This is a genomic window from Sinorhizobium meliloti (assembly GCF_017876815.1).
GTDB lineage: Bacteria > Pseudomonadota > Alphaproteobacteria > Rhizobiales > Rhizobiaceae > Sinorhizobium > Sinorhizobium meliloti.
Genome location: NZ_JAGIOS010000001.1, coordinates 1,515,366 through 1,530,985, shown reverse-complemented (window position 1 = coordinate 1,530,985; position 15,620 = coordinate 1,515,366). Strand labels below are relative to the sequence as shown.

General features: G+C 62.8%; 16 protein-coding genes. 6 read left to right on the top strand and 10 right to left on the bottom strand.

The window, feature by feature from the left end:
- Window positions 1-128: 128 nt before the first annotated feature.
- The 6 genes from JOH52_RS07185 to JOH52_RS07160 all read right to left on the bottom strand — a co-directional run bounded on the left by JOH52_RS07185 (window position 129) and on the right by JOH52_RS07160 (window position 6,154).
- Complete coding sequence (locus JOH52_RS07185; RefSeq protein ID WP_010970485.1) at window positions 129-938, bottom strand: alpha/beta fold hydrolase; 810 nt, start codon at window positions 936-938, stop codon at window positions 129-131.
- A complete protein-coding gene (locus tag JOH52_RS07180; protein ID WP_003529656.1) occupies window positions 935-1,765 on the bottom strand; it encodes a sugar phosphate isomerase/epimerase family protein in 831 nt (276 codons plus the stop codon). Before JOH52_RS07180 ends, JOH52_RS07185 begins: the two co-directional genes overlap by 4 nt.
- A complete protein-coding gene (locus tag JOH52_RS07175; RefSeq protein ID WP_003529657.1) occupies window positions 1,765-2,841 on the bottom strand; it encodes a Gfo/Idh/MocA family protein in 1,077 nt (358 codons plus the stop codon). Before JOH52_RS07175 ends, JOH52_RS07180 begins: the two co-directional genes overlap by 1 nt.
- Window positions 2,842-3,333: 492 nt before the next feature.
- Complete coding sequence (locus tag JOH52_RS07170; RefSeq protein WP_010970486.1) at window positions 3,334-4,347, bottom strand: sugar-binding protein; 1,014 nt, start codon at window positions 4,345-4,347, stop codon at window positions 3,334-3,336.
- A 38-nt stretch (window positions 4,348-4,385) separates the two neighbouring features.
- On the bottom strand, window positions 4,386-5,366 hold the full coding sequence (locus tag JOH52_RS07165; RefSeq protein ID WP_003529664.1) for an ABC transporter permease: 981 nt from the start codon (window positions 5,364-5,366) through the stop codon (window positions 4,386-4,388).
- Window positions 5,367-5,410: 44 nt separating this feature from the next.
- The gene (locus JOH52_RS07160) at window positions 5,411-6,154 is read right to left on the bottom strand and encodes an ATP-binding cassette domain-containing protein (protein ID WP_015007989.1); all 744 of its coding nucleotides are present in this window, start codon (window positions 6,152-6,154) and stop codon (window positions 5,411-5,413) included.
- An 80-nt stretch (window positions 6,155-6,234) separates the two neighbouring features.
- Between JOH52_RS07160 and JOH52_RS07155 the strand changes: the two genes are divergently transcribed.
- The 3 genes from JOH52_RS07155 to JOH52_RS07145 all read left to right on the top strand — a co-directional run bounded on the left by JOH52_RS07155 (window position 6,235) and on the right by JOH52_RS07145 (window position 9,435).
- Window positions 6,235-7,521, top strand: a complete 1,287-nt coding sequence (locus tag JOH52_RS07155) for an ROK family transcriptional regulator (RefSeq protein ID WP_014526999.1) — start codon at window positions 6,235-6,237, stop codon at window positions 7,519-7,521.
- Between the two features lie 15 nt (window positions 7,522-7,536).
- Window positions 7,537-8,439 carry an ROK family protein gene (locus tag JOH52_RS07150; protein WP_010970490.1) on the top strand — a complete coding sequence of 301 codons (903 nt, stop codon included), beginning with the start codon at window positions 7,537-7,539 and terminating at the stop codon, window positions 8,437-8,439.
- A 189-nt stretch (window positions 8,440-8,628) separates the two neighbouring features.
- A complete protein-coding gene (locus tag JOH52_RS07145) occupies window positions 8,629-9,435 on the top strand; it encodes an exodeoxyribonuclease III (RefSeq protein ID WP_003529670.1) in 807 nt (268 codons plus the stop codon).
- Window positions 9,436-9,448: 13 nt separating this feature from the next.
- On the opposite strand, the gene JOH52_RS07140 is transcribed toward JOH52_RS07145, so the two are convergent.
- A complete protein-coding gene (locus JOH52_RS07140; protein ID WP_003529671.1) occupies window positions 9,449-9,904 on the bottom strand; it encodes a cyclic nucleotide-binding domain-containing protein in 456 nt (151 codons plus the stop codon).
- Between the two features lie 32 nt (window positions 9,905-9,936).
- Entirely contained in the window at window positions 9,937-10,620 is a 684-nt protein-coding gene (locus JOH52_RS07135) for a response regulator transcription factor (protein WP_003529672.1), read from the bottom strand.
- 246 nt (window positions 10,621-10,866) lie between these two features.
- On the opposite strand from JOH52_RS07135, the gene JOH52_RS07130 reads away from it, so the two are divergent.
- Entirely contained in the window at window positions 10,867-11,415 is a 549-nt protein-coding gene (locus JOH52_RS07130; RefSeq protein WP_010970492.1) for a L,D-transpeptidase family protein, read from the top strand.
- Between the two features lie 37 nt (window positions 11,416-11,452).
- Here JOH52_RS07130 and JOH52_RS07125 read toward each other — a convergent pair whose 3' ends face one another.
- Together JOH52_RS07125 and leuC are read right to left on the bottom strand one after the other, a co-directional pair.
- On the bottom strand, window positions 11,453-12,004 hold the full coding sequence (locus JOH52_RS07125) for a SixA phosphatase family protein (protein ID WP_010970493.1): 552 nt from the start codon (window positions 12,002-12,004) through the stop codon (window positions 11,453-11,455).
- Between the two features lie 112 nt (window positions 12,005-12,116).
- On the bottom strand, window positions 12,117-13,526 hold the full coding sequence (leuC, locus tag JOH52_RS07120) for a 3-isopropylmalate dehydratase large subunit (RefSeq protein ID WP_003529677.1): 1,410 nt from the start codon (window positions 13,524-13,526) through the stop codon (window positions 12,117-12,119).
- Between the two features lie 334 nt (window positions 13,527-13,860).
- Between leuC and JOH52_RS07115 the strand changes: the two genes are divergently transcribed.
- Both JOH52_RS07115 and JOH52_RS07110 read left to right on the top strand, forming a co-directional pair.
- Window positions 13,861-14,340, top strand: coding sequence for a MarR family winged helix-turn-helix transcriptional regulator (locus JOH52_RS07115; RefSeq protein WP_010970495.1), 480 nt, complete (start codon window positions 13,861-13,863; stop codon window positions 14,338-14,340).
- Complete coding sequence (locus JOH52_RS07110; RefSeq protein WP_003529680.1) at window positions 14,337-15,575, top strand: multidrug effflux MFS transporter; 1,239 nt, start codon at window positions 14,337-14,339, stop codon at window positions 15,573-15,575. The genes JOH52_RS07115 and JOH52_RS07110 overlap by 4 nt, the downstream gene beginning before the upstream one ends.
- Window positions 15,576-15,620: the final 45 nt, after the last annotated feature.

Sequence of the window (15,620 nt, the reverse complement as noted above, 5' to 3'; positions counted from 1 at the left end):
TGAGGTTCGGGATCCCGCCAGACCAAGTCCTTGGGCTGAGAACGCTTCCCGCGCCGCAGACGCGGCATGGCGACCCAAATCTCGCGCTGACCGACGCGCTCGACAACCTTGCCCGCTTGCCGCGACGGTCATCTCTGAACATCCTTCAGGAACGTGCGCAGGGCGCGGTGGAAATCGGCGACGTATCGCGCCTTGTCCTCCGCCTTGGGGGTGATCTGGACGAAGCGTGCAGCGGGGATTTTCTCCGCCAGCGCACGCGCGTGGGCGATGGGATGAACGAGATCGCGTTCATGGCCGATGACGAGCGTCGGGACGGCGATGCGGGCGAGATCGGCCTCCGTGACTCCCGGGCCGTCCTTGGAAACGGCGGTGAGGAGCGCGGCCGTGACCTCGATGGGTTCCCGCGCGAAAAAGCCGGTGAGCGAGGCCAGATTGTCCGGCGCGGCCGCCGCAAGACGCTGCCCGAGGGGACCTGCCAGGAAAGCGGCCTTTGCCGCTGGCGGCGGCAGATGGGTCAAAAGGTGGCCGACTTCGGCATTCGGGATCATATTTTCCGGCGCCGATGCCGTCAGCCAGGCGGGCCGGGCGAGGACAAGCGCGCGGACGAGATCGGGACGCTTTACGGCAAGGCGAAGCGAAATCGCCGCCCCCATGGAAATGCCGCCGATGATGACAGGCACGTCCAGATTGGCCTCGACATAGGCAGCGACGTCATTCGCGAAGGTTTCGATCGAAAGCCTGTCGAGTCCGCCGGACTGCGATCGGCCATGACCGCGAGCCTCGATCGTGACGCGGCGGTAGCCGGGTTCGGTGGGAAACGCTTCGGAGGTCTGGCCCGCGTCGCCGCAAAGTCCGTGCAGGAAGACAACCGGCATGCCCTCGCCCGCCGTGTCGACATTCAGCCGCGTGCCGTCGCTTGTCTCGAAGGTGATGCTCATCGCCCCGCCTCAAGCTTTTCGGAGAGGAAGCGGGCAACGTCCTTGGCCTCGCTTGCTGCAAGCCCATGAGTGATCAGGCTGCCGGTAAAGCCGATGGCCTTCAGGCGACCGAGATAGTGTGCGTAGTCGAGCACACCCTTTCCAGCGGTCGCAAAGCTGCCGTCCGGGTTCCGGTCCTTCGCATGCGCCATGACGATGCGGTCGGCGAGAAGATCGATTGCCGCGGACACGGTCGTCCGCTGCTCATCAAGCGTTGTCGTTTCAAAGAGATTGGCGGGGTCGAGCACGATTTTTATACGCGGGCTCCGCATCTCGTCGATCAGCCGGCGGGCCTTTTGCGCCGAGTTGACGACATTGGCAAGCTCCGGCTCGATGCCGAGATCGACGTCGCAGCGGTCTGCAATGCCGATCGCCGTTTCCATGGCCTGGAGCAGATCGCGCCAGGCTTCCGGCGTGTCGTTTTCGGGGTGCTCCCTCCACTGGTCGAGTGGATCGCGCGTGCCGGTGCAAAGCGTGACGAGGCGGGTGGACATCGCGTGGCTGCGTTCCGCCAGAACGGCTAACCGGCGGTGGCCGGCCTCGCGCATCGCCTGGTCGGGATGGATCATGTTGTAGGTGCCGGAGACCGCCGCGATTTCGATGCCGGCCTTCTTCGCCGCGTCGGCAACCGCGCACGCCTGCCCCTCGTCGATGGCTTCAGGCATGGAGGCGAGGCCCGAGCAGGCCATGTTGTACTGCGCGGCGGCAAACCCGGCAGCCGCGACGGCATCGAGCACCGCACCCGGTTGCGTACCTTCAAAGGTCTTGGCGAAGACCCCGAGCTTCATCAGACGCCACCCTCGACATCAGAAAGTGCAACCGCCTTGCCGCTCTCCACCGAGCGCGCGATGGCGACCATGGCGCGGACCGAGGCGAGGCCGTCGTCGATGCCGGCGCCTTCCATCGGCGCACCATCGAGGATGGTGCGTGCAAAACCTTCGACCTGGCGGCGATAGAAGTGACCGTCGGCACCGAGCACCCGATGCGTCGCGCCATCGGCCTCGCGGAAAATGTCCACCTCGCTCGTCTTGTAGTACCAGGGGTTATAGGTCTTGCCGAGAACGCTGCCCTTCTCGCCGTAAATCTGGAAACCCTCGTGCCAGTCCATGCGGACTTGCACGGTGAGGTCGAGGTGGCCGAGCGTGCCGGAAGCGAACTCGGCGTCGACGAACCAGCACCAGATGCCGGCCCGCTCGGAAAGTCGCGCCTGCACCGAGACGATGTCGCCGCCGAAGTAACGCGCGGTGTCGATCAGGTGGCAGCCATGGGCCAGCATGTAGTAGCGGCGCAGATCCGCCTTCGGATTGGCCGAGGGCTTTTTCGCCTTGGCACTGGTGACGATCAGCGGCTGGACGGCATCCGTCATCGCATAGCGGTGCGTGCTGTCGCAATACCAAGCCTTGAGGGCGATCATCTCGCCCATCTCGTCGGCAATGAAGGCCTTTGCCGCCTGGAGGCCGGCATCAAAGCGCTTCATGTGGCCGACCTGAAAGATCTTGCCGGACTTTTCGACGGCCTCCTTGAGATCAATGCATTCCTCTACCGTCACGCCGACGGGTTTTTCGCAGAGCACATGCTTGCCGGCTTCGAGTGCGCGCAGCGAGGCCGGGACGTGGAAGGCGTCGGCGGTCGCGATGATCACGGCTTCGAGATCGGGATCGGCGAGCATCCTGTCGTAGTCGTCGTAGGTCTTCGCCGCACCGTGGGTGATCGCCATGCGTTCGCGCAGGTCATCGGCGACATCGCAGATAGCATGGAGATCGGCATTGGCAGCCTTCGTGCAGGCCTCGAAATGAGCGGCCTGGGCGATCTGCCCGGCACCGAGCACACCCACTCGAAGGCGGCGTTCCTGTTTTGCTGGCATTCTAGAGTTCCCCAAGGGTTTGTTCATAGAGCGGCAACCCGTCGGACAGCGCACCGGCGACGAACTCGAAACGGTGCGGCATCGCCGCCGCGCGGCAGTGGACCGCACCGAAGAAGGCGCCCCGACCGCCACCCACCATACCTACAGCGCCGCGCGTCTTATCAGACGCGCAAAGGTCGCTGTAGCACTTCGATCTGCTGCATGTTTTGTCCTTTAATCGGATAGGATTAAAGGAAACATGCACTACAGCGCCGCGCGTCTTATCAGACGCGCAAAGGTCGCTGTAGCACTTCGATCTGCTGCATGTTTTTGTCCTTTAATCGGATACGATTAAAGGAAACATGCAGTCGTCTGAAACGTCGAGAAGCCATGCAAAAATCCGTCGAGGCCATCGGCCCTTGAATGATGGAGGGCCTGCGCCCGGCCGGCGCTTTGCTGAGTACAAGTCCCCATCCCGGCCGAAACAAGGGCGGGATGGGGAATGGAGAAGGCCTAGTTCGCAGTCTTGCCGCAGGTCGTCAGCGCATCCTCGGGGGTGCAAACCTCGGTACCGGTCTTGATGAACGGCTCCACCTTTTCGCCCTTGGTCAGCTTGTCCAGCGCCATGATGGTTTCATAGCCCATGTCATAGGGACGCTGGCCGATGTTGTAGTGGCTTAGTCCTTCGGCCAGCAGCGGCAACTGCGGGCCGAAATTGTCGCCGAACACCACAACCAGGTCCTTGCTGTCGAGGCGTGCCTTGAGCGGCTCCATGGCCTGCTTATAAGCCTGCGGAGCATACTGGGCCCAGCCGCCGACCGCGACGAAAGCGCTAAGCTCGGGGTTGTTCGTCATGACGTCGCGCACCTGCTGGGCGGCAAGCGTGATGTCGTCATTGTTGTAGACAGGGCAGCCTGCCGGCTCGGTCCAGCCGTTCTGGCCTGTCAGCTTTTCCGCACCCTTGTCCTTCGTGACGCCGGCAAGAGTGTCGCGGATGCCTTGGACGCGGGCTTTCAGGTTCTCGGATGCAGGCGCACCCGACTGGATGCAGACGGTACCGCCGTCCTTCTTGCTCTCGAGCACCTTCTGCGCCAACGCGATGCCGAACTCATAATTGTCGGTTCCGATGTAGGTCGAGCGCAGGCCTGCATCTTCGGGCAGTACGTCCGTGTCGAAAGTCACGACCGGAATGCCTTTATCCTGGGCCATTTTCATGATGCGAGCCATGGCCTTCGGGTTGCCGGCCGAAACGCCGAGGCCGGCCACACCGCGGGTGACCATGTCCTGGGCAAGCTGGACCTGCTTGGCTTCGTCATACTCAGTCGGGCCAAGATAGGTGCAGGTAACGTCGCCCAGCTTCTTCGCGGCGGCCTCGCACCCCTGCTGGATCGGCGGGCTGAAGGCGTTGTTGAGCACCTTGAAGACGAGGGCGAATTCGCGATCGGCAGCGTTGGCCTGGGGCGCAGTCAAGCCGGCGGCCAGGCAGGCCACCGAAAGGGCTGCCGTGAGAGTGCGTACTGGTTGCATTGAAGTTCCTCCCTTTTCCTTGTTGACGCGGATTGCGCTCACCGACGCAGCGAGCGGATTCTTTCGAGCAGGACCGCGGCTAGAATGAAACTTCCCACGAACATTCCCTGCCAGAACGGGTTGACCCCTGCGATGAGCAGGGCGTTGCGGATAACCTCTACGAGGATCGCGCCGATGGCTGCGCCGAGCGCCGTGCCGAACCCGCCTGTCAGCGACGCTCCGCCGATTACCGTCGACGCGATGACCTGCAACTCGTATCCGGTTCCGATCGCGTTGGTGACGGCGCCAAGCCAGCCGACCAGGAACACGGCCGTTATGGCAACCATCAGGCCGTTGAAGGCGTAGGCCGAGACCTTGATGAGGTCCACAGGGATACCGGCCAGTCGCGCCGCAGCCTCGTTGCCGCCGATCGCGAACAGGTAGCGGCCCCACCGCGTCATGGTCAGCAGGAAATGCAGGATGATCACGCCCGCGACGAGAGCATAGACCACGTTAGGCAATCCGAAACTATAGCCACCGCCGAGCGCGATGATACCGTTGGTGGCCCGTCCGAATTCGTAGAACACCTCATTGTTCGTGAGCACCAAAGCGAGGCTGCGCCCGATGGACAAGGTGGCAAGAGTGACGATGAATGGCGGGAGCTTGACGTAGGAGATGATGATTCCGTTGACCATACCGCAGGCGACACCCATCGCGAGAGTCGCGAGGATGCCGACGGCGAGCGGCATGTCCGAATTGAGCACGATGCCAAGCGTCACTCCGCACATGCCAAGGATCGATCCGACAGAGATATCGATGCCGCCGCTGATGAGCACCGGCGTCATGCCGAGCGCCATAATCCCGATGAAGCAGGCATTCTGGAAAATGTTGAGGAGGTTTCCGGAAGTCGCGAACTTCGCCGAGATGACCGATACGACGAGGCCGATCACCAGGATAGCCAGTGCTATCCACGTTTCCTGCGCAAGGAATACGCGGCTCCAGAGGGGGCGGTCGGAGCCCTTCAGGAGATCGACGTCCATGTGGGGAACTTCCTCGGGAGCACTCATGCGTTGTTTCTCCGGGATCAAGCTGTCTGGATCGCGCCAGTTATCAGGCCGGTCACTTCTTCGGGGCTCGATTGCCCGATCATCTTGTCGGCCACCTTGCGACCCCGACGCATCACCACGACCCTGTCGCAGACCTCGAAGACGTCGGGCATGCGATGGCTGATCAGGATCACGGAAAGGCCTTGTGCCTTCATGCGACGGATCAGGGCCAGCACCTCCGCAACCTGCCGGACACTGATTGCCGCCGTAGGTTCGTCCATAAGGACGATTTTCGACCTGGCGAGCCGGGTACGAGCAATTGCCACCGCTTGACGCTGGCCGCCGGACATGCGCACCACGAGATCGGCCGGTCGGGTCTCGGATTTGAGTTCCTTGAATATCTCGGCCGAGCGGGCGTTCATGCGCTTGTGGTCGAGCACCTTGAACGGCCCGACCTGCCGCATCAATTCGCGGCCGAGGAATACGTTCGCCGAAGCGGTCAGGTTGTCGCAGATCGCCAAATCCTGATAAACGACCTCTATTCCATGGCGACGAGCTTCTGCCGGTCCGGAAAAGACCACGGGCTTGCCTTCCAGGATGTAGGAACCGGAAGACGGCTGGAAGTTTCCGGCAATGGTTTTCACCAATGTCGACTTGCCGGCTCCGTTGTCCCCCATCAGGCCAAGAATCTCACCCTGGTTGATCTCGAGAGTGACACCATCGAGTGCGCGGACGGCACCGAAATCCTTCACGATATTTTCGAGTCGCGCCAAAACCGTCATCGCACCTACCGGGACTTTTGTAGTGTTCCCGAACAAAACACCGTTTCCTTTGGCCGTCAATAGCGCCGCATCCCCTTTCTATGCTGCATTGCATCAAGGAACTCACCCGATTGACAGGACCGTATGAGGATATTAGTAATCTCATCGAACAAATAGGCTTCAAATTGTCAAACACACTGCTTTTTCGTCCGAACGAGGCGCGCGCGCTTTCGGCACTGTTTCGCACGGGTGGGCTAACTCGCGCATCCTTGGCCCGTGAACTCGATCTGACCCGCTCGACAACGGGGACTCTGGTACAAAACCTTGTCGATGCTGGTTTGGCGCGGGAACGTGAGTCGACAACGGGCAACGAAGCAGAACCCAAGGTCGGGCGCCCCGGGATCGTCGTTGAAATCGCCGGCAGCGGTGTCTTCTTTCTCGGCGCCTACATCGGCGTGAACCGGATCGACGTCATCGCCATCGACCTGTCGGGAACGGTCCGCGCCAAGGCCACTCGCCCATTCTCGGGTGCGGCAAGCAGGCCCGCTCAAGCGATGGAACTCATTGTAGCACTGGTTGACGAGGTGCGTAGAACGTTGCCTCCCGGCGCACGGCCACATGGTCTCAACGTAGCACTGCCGGGCTTCCTGGATGGGGACGGCGAAACCTTTCATGCCGCCATATTGGGCTGGCACGGGGTCAGCCTCGCGCAACCGATTTCCGAGTCCATCGACCTCGACGTCCCGGTCCTCCTCGAAAACGATGCCAATGCGGTGGCAGTGGCCGAGACCTATCGTTCGGCTCCCCCGGACGGCAAGGGCGATGACAGCCTCGTGGTTCTCATCGAGAATGGCGTTGGGGGCGGCATCGTCAGCAATGGCAAGCTGCATCGCGGTCAGTTGGGCGGCGCTGGCGAGATCGGCCACATGCCGATCGGAGAGGCCGGATTCGTTTATGACGCTGTGCGTCCTGGTCGTTGGGAAACATTCATTGGCAAGGACGCCCTCCTTGCCCGGTATGCACATATCAGCGGGGTCATCGGTTCGCTTGACGCGTTTATCGCAGTGCTGGCCTCGGGCGACCCTACCGCGCTTGCCTGCGCCCGCGACTGGGCTCGCTGGCTGGTTCGGGGACTGGCGACCCTTGCCTGCGTCCTGCAGCCGGGCCGCATCATCCTCGCCGGATCGGTCAGCGCGATCTATCCCTTCGTGGCCGAACAAACGGAGGCTTTGTTGGCCGCGTCTCTCATTGAAGGCTATCCGACGCCGCGCGTTGAAACGTCAAGCACCGGCAATGACGGGCCCGCCCTGGGTGCTGCCTATCTTCTGCATCAGGCGATGCTTGCAGGCAATACGCGCCCGCATATGCGCGATGTCGCCGTTCTTTGACAGTCAGGAGCTTTAATGACGCTCAAAGCCGCCTCCGAAACGATCGCCGTTGCCGAAATCGGGGGAACTTCGGTCAAGATCGGTTTTGCGGATCATGGTGTGCCGCTCGAAGTCACGCGCACCTTTTCGACGAGTCATCTTCGGCGAGGCGCTCCTGCGACGCAACTCGCCGGGCTCCTGCAATGTGCGTCAGTCGATGCCGGCCTGACCATCGAGCGGGTAGTGGCAACTGTCCCAGGGTTCATCGGACGCGACTGCGATACAATCATCCATGCCGCAAACATCCCCGAACTAAACGGGATTCGCCTGGCCTCCGAACTGGCTTCCACGCTTTCGGTACCCGTCCAGTTGGAGCGGGACGTGGTTCTGCAGTTGCTCGGGGAAAGCGCCTCCGGCGCAATTGCCAACGAATGCGAGGTGTTGGCTGTCTACTTCGGCACCGGTATCGGTGCAGCTTACTTGGGCGAGAACGGCATTTTTCGCGGCGGCGGGTGGGCGCTTGAAATCGGCCACATGCCGGTGCTCGAGCCGGGTGACCGCCAGGAATCCCCCAAGCGGATCGAGGCGTACGCCTCTGGTGCGACTCTGGTGGACCTCGCATCTGCACATGGCGTCGCCGTGAAGGACCTCTTCCAGGCCGCTGCGCAGTCGCCGAAATTATACGACGGTCTTGATGACATATTGTGGCAGCAGGCGATAACCGTTGCCAGAGCGACGGTGTTGTTTTCGCCACGCATCATTCTGCTGGGGGGTGGCGTCATCGACATGGACGGCTATCCACGCGACACGCTCACGCAACGCGTTTTTGGCGCATTACCGCATGCCGGCTCGATTCATTCCATCGACATACGCTGGGCCACACTGGGCTGGCAGGCAGCCATTTTCGGTGCCGTTCGTCTTGGCGACATGGTGGCTTAATTCCGCCGGGCATGATCCGCGCTCCAATGCGTCTTGACTGCCGGCTGCGAAAGCAGCGCCCGCAGGAAGCCTTGCGCGATCTGCGTACCGGCGGCTTTTTCAAGCTTGTCGATCGGTGCCGAACCTGTTTAAACGCTCCCGTTGCCGGACGCGTGATCCTTTTCCGGCAATTTCCCGGGAGAACGAGGAATGCCTCTTTCCATTGCCACATGGAACATCAACTCCGTTCGCCTGCGCATGCCGCTGGTCGAACATTTCCTCAAGACATGGCAGCCGGACATCCTCTGCCTGCAGGAAATCAAGTGTCGGAACGACCAGTTCCCCTCCGCGCCGCTGAGGAAGCTCGGCTACGAATATATCGAGATGCACGGGCAGAAGGGCTATCACGGCGTCGCCACCATCTCTCGCCTGCCGCTTCATGAGCTGTCCGACCGCCGCGACTACTGCGGCGTCGGCGATGCACGTCATCTCTCCGTGGTCTTCGCGGCCGGTGGAAAGACGATCCGCCTCCATAATTTCTATGTACCGGCCGGCGGCGACGAGCCGGACCGCACGGTCAATCCGAAGTTCGGACACAAGCTCGACTTCGTCGACGAGATGAAGCTCCTGCACGCGGAGGCCGAGGCCGGCGTCTCGTCGATCCTCGTCGGCGATCTCAACATCGCGCCGCTCGAGCACGACGTCTGGTCGCACAAGCAGCTTCTCAAGATCGTCAGCCATACGCCGGTCGAGACCGAAGGCCTGGTTTCGGTGATGACCGGAGGCGCCTGGGTCGACCTGATGCGCCGCCACGCGCCGCCGCCGGAAAAGCTCTACACCTGGTGGAGCTATCGGGCGAAGGACTGGACCGCCGCCGACCGCGGACGCCGCCTCGACCACATCTGGTCCTCCGCCGATCTCGCAAGCCAGCTCGTCCGCGTCGAGATCCTCAAGGAAGCGCGCGGCTGGGAGCGCCCGTCCGACCATGTGCCTGTCATAGCGCATTTCGAGCTTTGACGACGCCGTCCGCTTACGCAAACCGCCCGGCAAGCGCCTCCACGCGGCGGATCATCGCCTGAATGTTTTCCCGGATGCGGGCTTCCACCATGGCGGTCACCTCGGGATATTCCTCGAGCATCCGGCGGAAGAGCGGCCGGTTGATCCGGATCACCTCGCTGTCCTCTTGCGCCGTCGCGGTGAACTTGCGTTCGACCATCGAGATGAGCGCGAGCTCGGACAGGAGCGCGCCGCGGCCGACGGTCATCACCTGCTGCTGGCGGCCCTGCGCGTTCGCATTCGAAAGCGCGAAGCTGCCGGCCGCAACCGCATAGGCGCAATCGGCCGGCGCGCCTTCCCGGAAGAGTTCGTGACCCTTGGCCACCCGGCGGCGCTCGGCGCCGAAGGCGATCAGCCTCAGCTTGTCCTCGCCGATGTCGGCGAAGAGCGACACGTTGGACAAGAGTGCGATGTCGTCATTGAGCGCCAAGCGGCAAATCTCCCCCGGTCATATCGTCCGGCTTAGGGAACGATCTTGTAGCCGCCGTTTTCTGTCACCAATATCTCGGCATTGGAAGGGTCGCGCTCGATTTTCTGGCGCAGCCGGTAGACATGCGTCTCGAGCGTATGGGTCGTGACGCCGGAATTATAGCCCCAGACCTCCTCGAGCAGCACGTCGCGGGTGACCACTTTCTGGTCGGCGCGGTAGAGATAGCGGATGATTGCGGCTTCCTTTTCCGTCAGGCGGATCTTCTGGCCGTTCTCCATGGTAAGCAGCTTCTGGCTCGGCTTGAATGTGTAGGGGCCGACATTGAAGGTCGCGTCCTCGCTCTGCTCGTGCTGGCGAAGCTGGGCGCGAATGCGGGCAAGCAGCACGGCGAAGCGGAACGGCTTCGTCACATAATCGTTGGCGCCGGCTTCGAGGCCGAGGATCGTGTCGGAGTCGGTGTCGTGGCCGGTCAGCATGATGATCGGGGCCTTGAAGCCGCCCTTGCGCAAGAGCTTCACCGCCTCGCGCCCGTCCATGTCCGGCAGACCTACATCCATGATCAGGAGGTCGACCTGCCGGCCACGCGCCATCTGAATGCCCTTCCCGGCGGTCGATTCCTGCAGTAGGTCGAACTCTTCGTAAAGGGAGAGCTGTTCTATCAACGTCTCACGCAGATCATCGTCGTCGTCGACAAGGAGGATGGTGCGAGTCGCCATGGGACAGTTCCTGTTTGCTTCCTGATTCAAAACTAACTCAAATGCCGATCTTGGCAAGCGCGGCGGCCGCTGCCGCATGTTTCCTTAAATCCTAACCTATTTAGGATAGAGACAGGCCGCAACTGAAAGTGGCCGCAGCGACGTCTGCGCGTGTGATGAGACTCACGGCGTTGCAGGCATCGTCATATATGAAAACCGGCTTAAGGTCGCGGCGAGATCACGGCAAAGCAAGAATTTGTGAGACTGATGCGCAAGAAGGCGTCGACAACAGGATCGAGAAAAGGGACCATCCTCGTCAGAACCGCTCCGCGCGACCGGAAGCGCGCCCTCGTGCTTTTCGAGGGACGAGTCGAGCAGGCTGCGATCGGGCGAAGCGGCGTCACTGCCATCAAGCGCGAAGGCGACGGGGCGACGCCCCGCGCGGCGATGCGACTCATCGGCGGCTTTGTCAGGCGCGATCGTGTCCCGTTGCCCCCGACGCGCCTGCCGATGCGGGCCGTCCGCGGCGACATGCTCTGGTGCGATGCCCCGCAACACCCGTGCTATAATCGCCCCGTCAGGGCGCCGTTTCGTGCCGGACATGAACGCATGATGCGCGACGACGGGCTCTATGACATCTGCCTCGTCATGGATTGGAACATTTCCTCCCGCAGGCGCAATGCCGGCTCGGCGATCTTCTTCCACCTCATCCGTCCGGGCTACGAGCCGACCGAGGGCTGCGTGGCCGTCAGCCTTTCGGCAATGCGGCGACTGATCCGGCAAATGCACCGCGGGATGGTCGTGAAGGTCGTGTAGCTTCGGCCCCGCGACAAAGCCGAACGGGCACTGCGGATCAGCCCGACCGTTCCTCCTCAAGCATGCGCGGCGTCACGAAGCGTACCAGGCGGCCGGTGCCGGGCGCTATGTCCGACCAGCGCTCGATGTCGAAATCCATGACAGCGAGCCCGGCTGTCGGAAACTTCTCCCTCAGCCGCTCCAGCGCAGCTTCATCGCCGCGCCCGGCAAGCAGGAGCGCGAGCTCGGCCATTCCCGGATTGTGGCCGACGAGGAGCAGTTTCTCCACCGTCGGCTCGATCCTGCGGATGGCGTCGAGAATGGCCGTTGCGGCGACCTCGTAGATGCCGACCGCATCGCGCTCGGGGATCTTGTGCGGCAATGCTCCGGCGACGAGCTCCCAAGTCTCCTGCGCGCGCCGCGCGGTCGAAACGAGCGCCAGGTCCGGAGCAAGCCCCTGCCGGGCCATGAAGGCGCCGACGACGGGCGCCGCTTTCCGTCCGCGCTCCGAAAGCGGCCGGCGATGGTCGGCAACGCCGTCCGGCCAGGCGGACTTCGCATGGCGGAGCAGCATGAGTCGGCGTGTCGAGGGCCGGGCGTCATCGGGCATGAGAGCTCCTCAGGGCAGCGAATTGGGGGCGGCAGCGCATTGTCGCATCATCATGAGTATAAAAAAAGCCGCCCCGAAGGGCGGCTCAAACGCCGGAAAAGCTCAAAACCGGCTATTTCCACTCGCGAATGTCGACAAAATGACCGGCGACCGCCGCCGCAGCCGCCATTGCCGGAGAAAGCAGATGCGTGCGCCCCTTGAAGCCCTGACGGCCTTCGAAGTTGCGGTTCGATGTGGAGGCACAACGTTCGCCAGGCTTCAGCCGGTCGTCGTTCATCGCCAGGCACATGGAGCAGCCGGGCTCGCGCCAGTCGAAGCCCGCTTCCTTGAAGATCTTGTCCAGGCCTTCCGCTTCCGCCTGTTCCTTGACGAGGCCGGAGCCCGGAACGATCATCGCCGAAACGGTCGGGGCGACCTTGCGGCCTTCGACCACCTCGGCGACGGCGCGCAGGTCCTCGATGCGGCCATTGGTGCAGGAGCCGATGAACACCCGGTCGATGGCGATATCGGTGATCTTCGTGCCGGGCTTCAGGCCCATATAGTCGAGCGCACGCCACTTGGAGGTCCGCTTCGTCTCGTCCTGGATGTCGTCAGGGTTGGGAACCACGCCCTGTACGGAGACGACGTCTTCCGGCGAGGAGCCCCAGGAAACGATCGGCGGCAGATTGGCGGCATCGAGCACGACGACGCGGTCGTAATGGGCGCCTTCGTCCGTGTGCAGCGTCTTCCAGTATTCGACCGCCCTGTCCCAGGCCTCGCCTTTGGGAGCGCGCGGCTTGTCCTTGATGTACTCGAAAGTGGTTTCGTCCGGTGCGATCAGCCCGGCGCGCGCGCCGCCTTCGATCGTCATGTTGCAGACGGTCATGCGGCCTTCCATAGACAGCGACCGGATCGCTTCACCGGCGAATTCGATGACGTGGCCGGTGCCGCCCGCGGTGCCGATCTCGCCGATGATCGCAAGGATGATGTCCTTTGCGGTGACGCCCGGCGGCAATTGGCCGTCGACGCGCACCAGCATGTTCTTCGCCTTTTTCTGGATCAGCGTCTGCGTCGCCAGGACATGCTCGACCTCGGACGTGCCGATGCCGTGCGCCAGCGCACCGAAAGCGCCGTGCGTCGAAGTGTGGCTGTCGCCGCAGACGATCGTCATGCCCGGCAGCGTGAAGCCCTGCTCCGGACCGACGATGTGGACGATCCCTTGGCGCTTGTCATTTTCCGAATAATATTCGACGCCGAAATCCGCGGCGTTCCTGGCGAGCGCCTCGACCTGGATGCGGCTTTCCTCGTTCTTGATGCCGAGATGGCGGTCCGGCGAAGTCGGGACGTTGTGATCGACGACGGCGAGCGTCTTTTCCGGGGCGCGAACCTTGCGCCCAGCCATGCGCAGTCCCTCGAAGGCCTGCGGGCTCGTCACCTCGTGAACGAGGTGACGGTCGATGTAGAGAAGACAGGTTCCGTCGTCCTGGCTGTCCACCAGGTGATCGTCCCAGATCTTGTCGTAGAGAGTACGCGGTGCGCTCATGGCTTATGTATCCATCGTATTTTCAAGAATGTGGAATGGGGCCGGCGCCAATGCGGCCGGTAACAGCTGATCGTGCGATCAGGATAGGCGGCTGGTGAGCGCCCCTGAAACGCGCGCAAAAAAGCGTGCCGGCAGGCGCTTGTGATCCTGCAGCACGACGATCTTCTGCTCGCGACATCCGAATTTGGATTCCATGACCGTGCTCATATCAATTTTTTGACAGTTCGGCAATCCGGCGGCACGAGGAGTGCCGCCCGATGACGGGCGTGCTCGCGTTGAATGGCCGGAACGGATATGATAAGCAAAGCTTATTATTTCCAACGCGATCGATCAAATGCCCAGGAAACTCGAATCCGATACGATCGGGATGCTTCTCACCGATGTCTCCCGCCTGTTGCGCGGTGCCTTCGATCGCAAGGTCAATGCGATGGACCTCGGGATCACGCCCGGCGAGGCGCGCACATTGGTCCAGGTGGCCGTCACCGAGGGCATCAAGCAGGCGGAGATCGCGACCCGCATGGGGATCGAGCCCATGACCCTCTCCGCCTATCTCGACCGCCTGGAAGCGATGGGCCTCGTGGCGCGCGTGCCGGATCCGGCGGACCGGCGCGCCAAGAACGTCATCGTGACCGACAAGGCCGACCCGCTCATCACCGAGCTGATGTCGGGCCTGCGTGAAATGATGAATGCTTACACCGAGGACCTGGGCGACGACGGACGGGAGGTCCTGCGCGCAAACCTGAGAATCCTCCGGGACAGTCTCCGCCGCCTCGACCCGTGCCTCGCCGGCAGGGAGAAGGGGGCGGCCGAATGACGCTCCGGATGAGCGAGCGGCGCACGAGCATCATCGGCGCCTTCCTGGTGGCGCTCGGCCCCATCTCGATGGCGCTCTACACGCCGGCGATGCCGGAGCTCGTGCGTGCCTTCGCCTCCAGCGAAGCAGCGATCAAGATGACGCTGTCGCTCTATTTCGGCGGCTTCGCCTTTGCCCAGCTCGTCTCGGGAACGCTTTCCGACGTCATCGGCCGGCGGCGGACAACGCTGATCTTCATGGCGATCTATCTCGCAGGCAGCCTGATGGCGGCCTTCGCGCCCTCCATCCCGGTGCTGCTCGCGGGCCGCCTCGTGCAGGGAATCGGCGCCTCCGTCGGAATGACCGTGGCGCGCGCCATCGTTCGCGACCAGTTCACCGGCACGACGGCGGCGCGCATCATGAACATGATCGGCATGATGCTGGCGCTCGGGCCGGCGGTCTCGCCCACCCTTGGCGGTATCGCGCTTGGCCTCTTCGGCTGGCAGTCGATCTTCCTGCTGATGGTCGGCTTCGCGCTGATGGCGTGCTTCATCGTGCAGCTCTTCATGGCGGAAACGACGACGCCGGACCGCAGCAAGGGGCATTTCAGGCCCATTCTCGCAGCCTATGGCGAGCTTATGAGGGACGGCCGCTTCGTGTCCTCGACATTGGTGATCGCCGGCGCGGTCGGCGCGCTCTACGCATGGGCGACCATGCTGCCCTTCGTGCTGATCAGCCAGGTCGGGCTCACCCCGACCGAGTTCGGCATCGGCATGCTCATGCAATCGGGCCTGTTCTTTTCGGGCACGGTCACGATGCGCCTCATGATGCGTCGCTTCACGCCGCAGGCGCTCGTGCCGGCCGGTCTCTTCTTCATCGGCGCGGCGAGCCTCGCCCTCGCCTTCACCATGCATGCGCTGGAACCGACCTTCCTCTCGGTGATGACGCCGATCGGGATCTATGCCTTCGGCATCGCCTTCGTCATGCCCTACATGATGACGGCGGCGATGGCCCCCTTCCCGCATATCGCCGGCACGGCTTCGGCGATGATGGGCTTCATCCAGATGAGCGCCGGGCTTCTCGGCGGCGCGCTTGCCGCTCTCGTCGGCGTACCGGCCATGGCGCTCGGAACGATCATTCCGAGCTTCGGCCTTCTCTCGCTTGCAAGCTATTTCTGGTACCGCAGGACGGTTCGCCTGAGACCGCTGGTCGCGCCGGCGGCTGCGGAGACGCCGCTGAGCGAAGCGGCGGAGTGAGCAAGATAAAAAAACCGCGGCGGAGTGATCCACCGCGGCTCCCGA

What these genes read in the sequence shown, in the direction of transcription:
- JOH52_RS07185 (WP_010970485.1), bottom strand. Translation starts at nt 938, where the DNA reads ATGAGCATCACCTTCGAGACAAGCGACGGCACGCGGCTGAATGTCGAC.
- JOH52_RS07180 (WP_003529656.1), bottom strand. Translation starts at nt 1,765, where the DNA reads ATGAAGCTCGGGGTCTTCGCCAAGACCTTTGAAGGTACGCAACCGGGT.
- JOH52_RS07175 (WP_003529657.1), bottom strand. Translation starts at nt 2,841, where the DNA reads ATGCCAGCAAAACAGGAACGCCGCCTTCGAGTGGGTGTGCTCGGTGCC.
- JOH52_RS07170 (WP_010970486.1), bottom strand. Translation starts at nt 4,347, where the DNA reads ATGCAACCAGTACGCACTCTCACGGCAGCCCTTTCGGTGGCCTGCCTG.
- JOH52_RS07165 (WP_003529664.1), bottom strand. Translation starts at nt 5,366, where the DNA reads ATGGACGTCGATCTCCTGAAGGGCTCCGACCGCCCCCTCTGGAGCCGC.
- JOH52_RS07160 (WP_015007989.1), bottom strand. Translation starts at nt 6,154, where the DNA reads ATGACGGTTTTGGCGCGACTCGAAAATATCGTGAAGGATTTCGGTGCC.
- JOH52_RS07155 (WP_014526999.1), top strand. Translation starts at nt 6,235, where the DNA reads ATGCTGCATTGCATCAAGGAACTCACCCGATTGACAGGACCGTATGAG.
- JOH52_RS07150 (WP_010970490.1), top strand. Translation starts at nt 7,537, where the DNA reads ATGACGCTCAAAGCCGCCTCCGAAACGATCGCCGTTGCCGAAATCGGG.
- JOH52_RS07145 (WP_003529670.1), top strand. Translation starts at nt 8,629, where the DNA reads ATGCCTCTTTCCATTGCCACATGGAACATCAACTCCGTTCGCCTGCGC.
- JOH52_RS07135 (WP_003529672.1), bottom strand. Translation starts at nt 10,620, where the DNA reads ATGGCGACTCGCACCATCCTCCTTGTCGACGACGACGATGATCTGCGT.
- JOH52_RS07130 (WP_010970492.1), top strand. Translation starts at nt 10,867, where the DNA reads ATGCGCAAGAAGGCGTCGACAACAGGATCGAGAAAAGGGACCATCCTC.
- JOH52_RS07125 (WP_010970493.1), bottom strand. Translation starts at nt 12,004, where the DNA reads ATGCCCGATGACGCCCGGCCCTCGACACGCCGACTCATGCTGCTCCGC.
- leuC (WP_003529677.1), bottom strand. Translation starts at nt 13,526, where the DNA reads ATGAGCGCACCGCGTACTCTCTACGACAAGATCTGGGACGATCACCTG.
- JOH52_RS07115 (WP_010970495.1), top strand. Translation starts at nt 13,861, where the DNA reads ATGCCCAGGAAACTCGAATCCGATACGATCGGGATGCTTCTCACCGAT.
- JOH52_RS07110 (WP_003529680.1), top strand. Translation starts at nt 14,337, where the DNA reads ATGACGCTCCGGATGAGCGAGCGGCGCACGAGCATCATCGGCGCCTTC.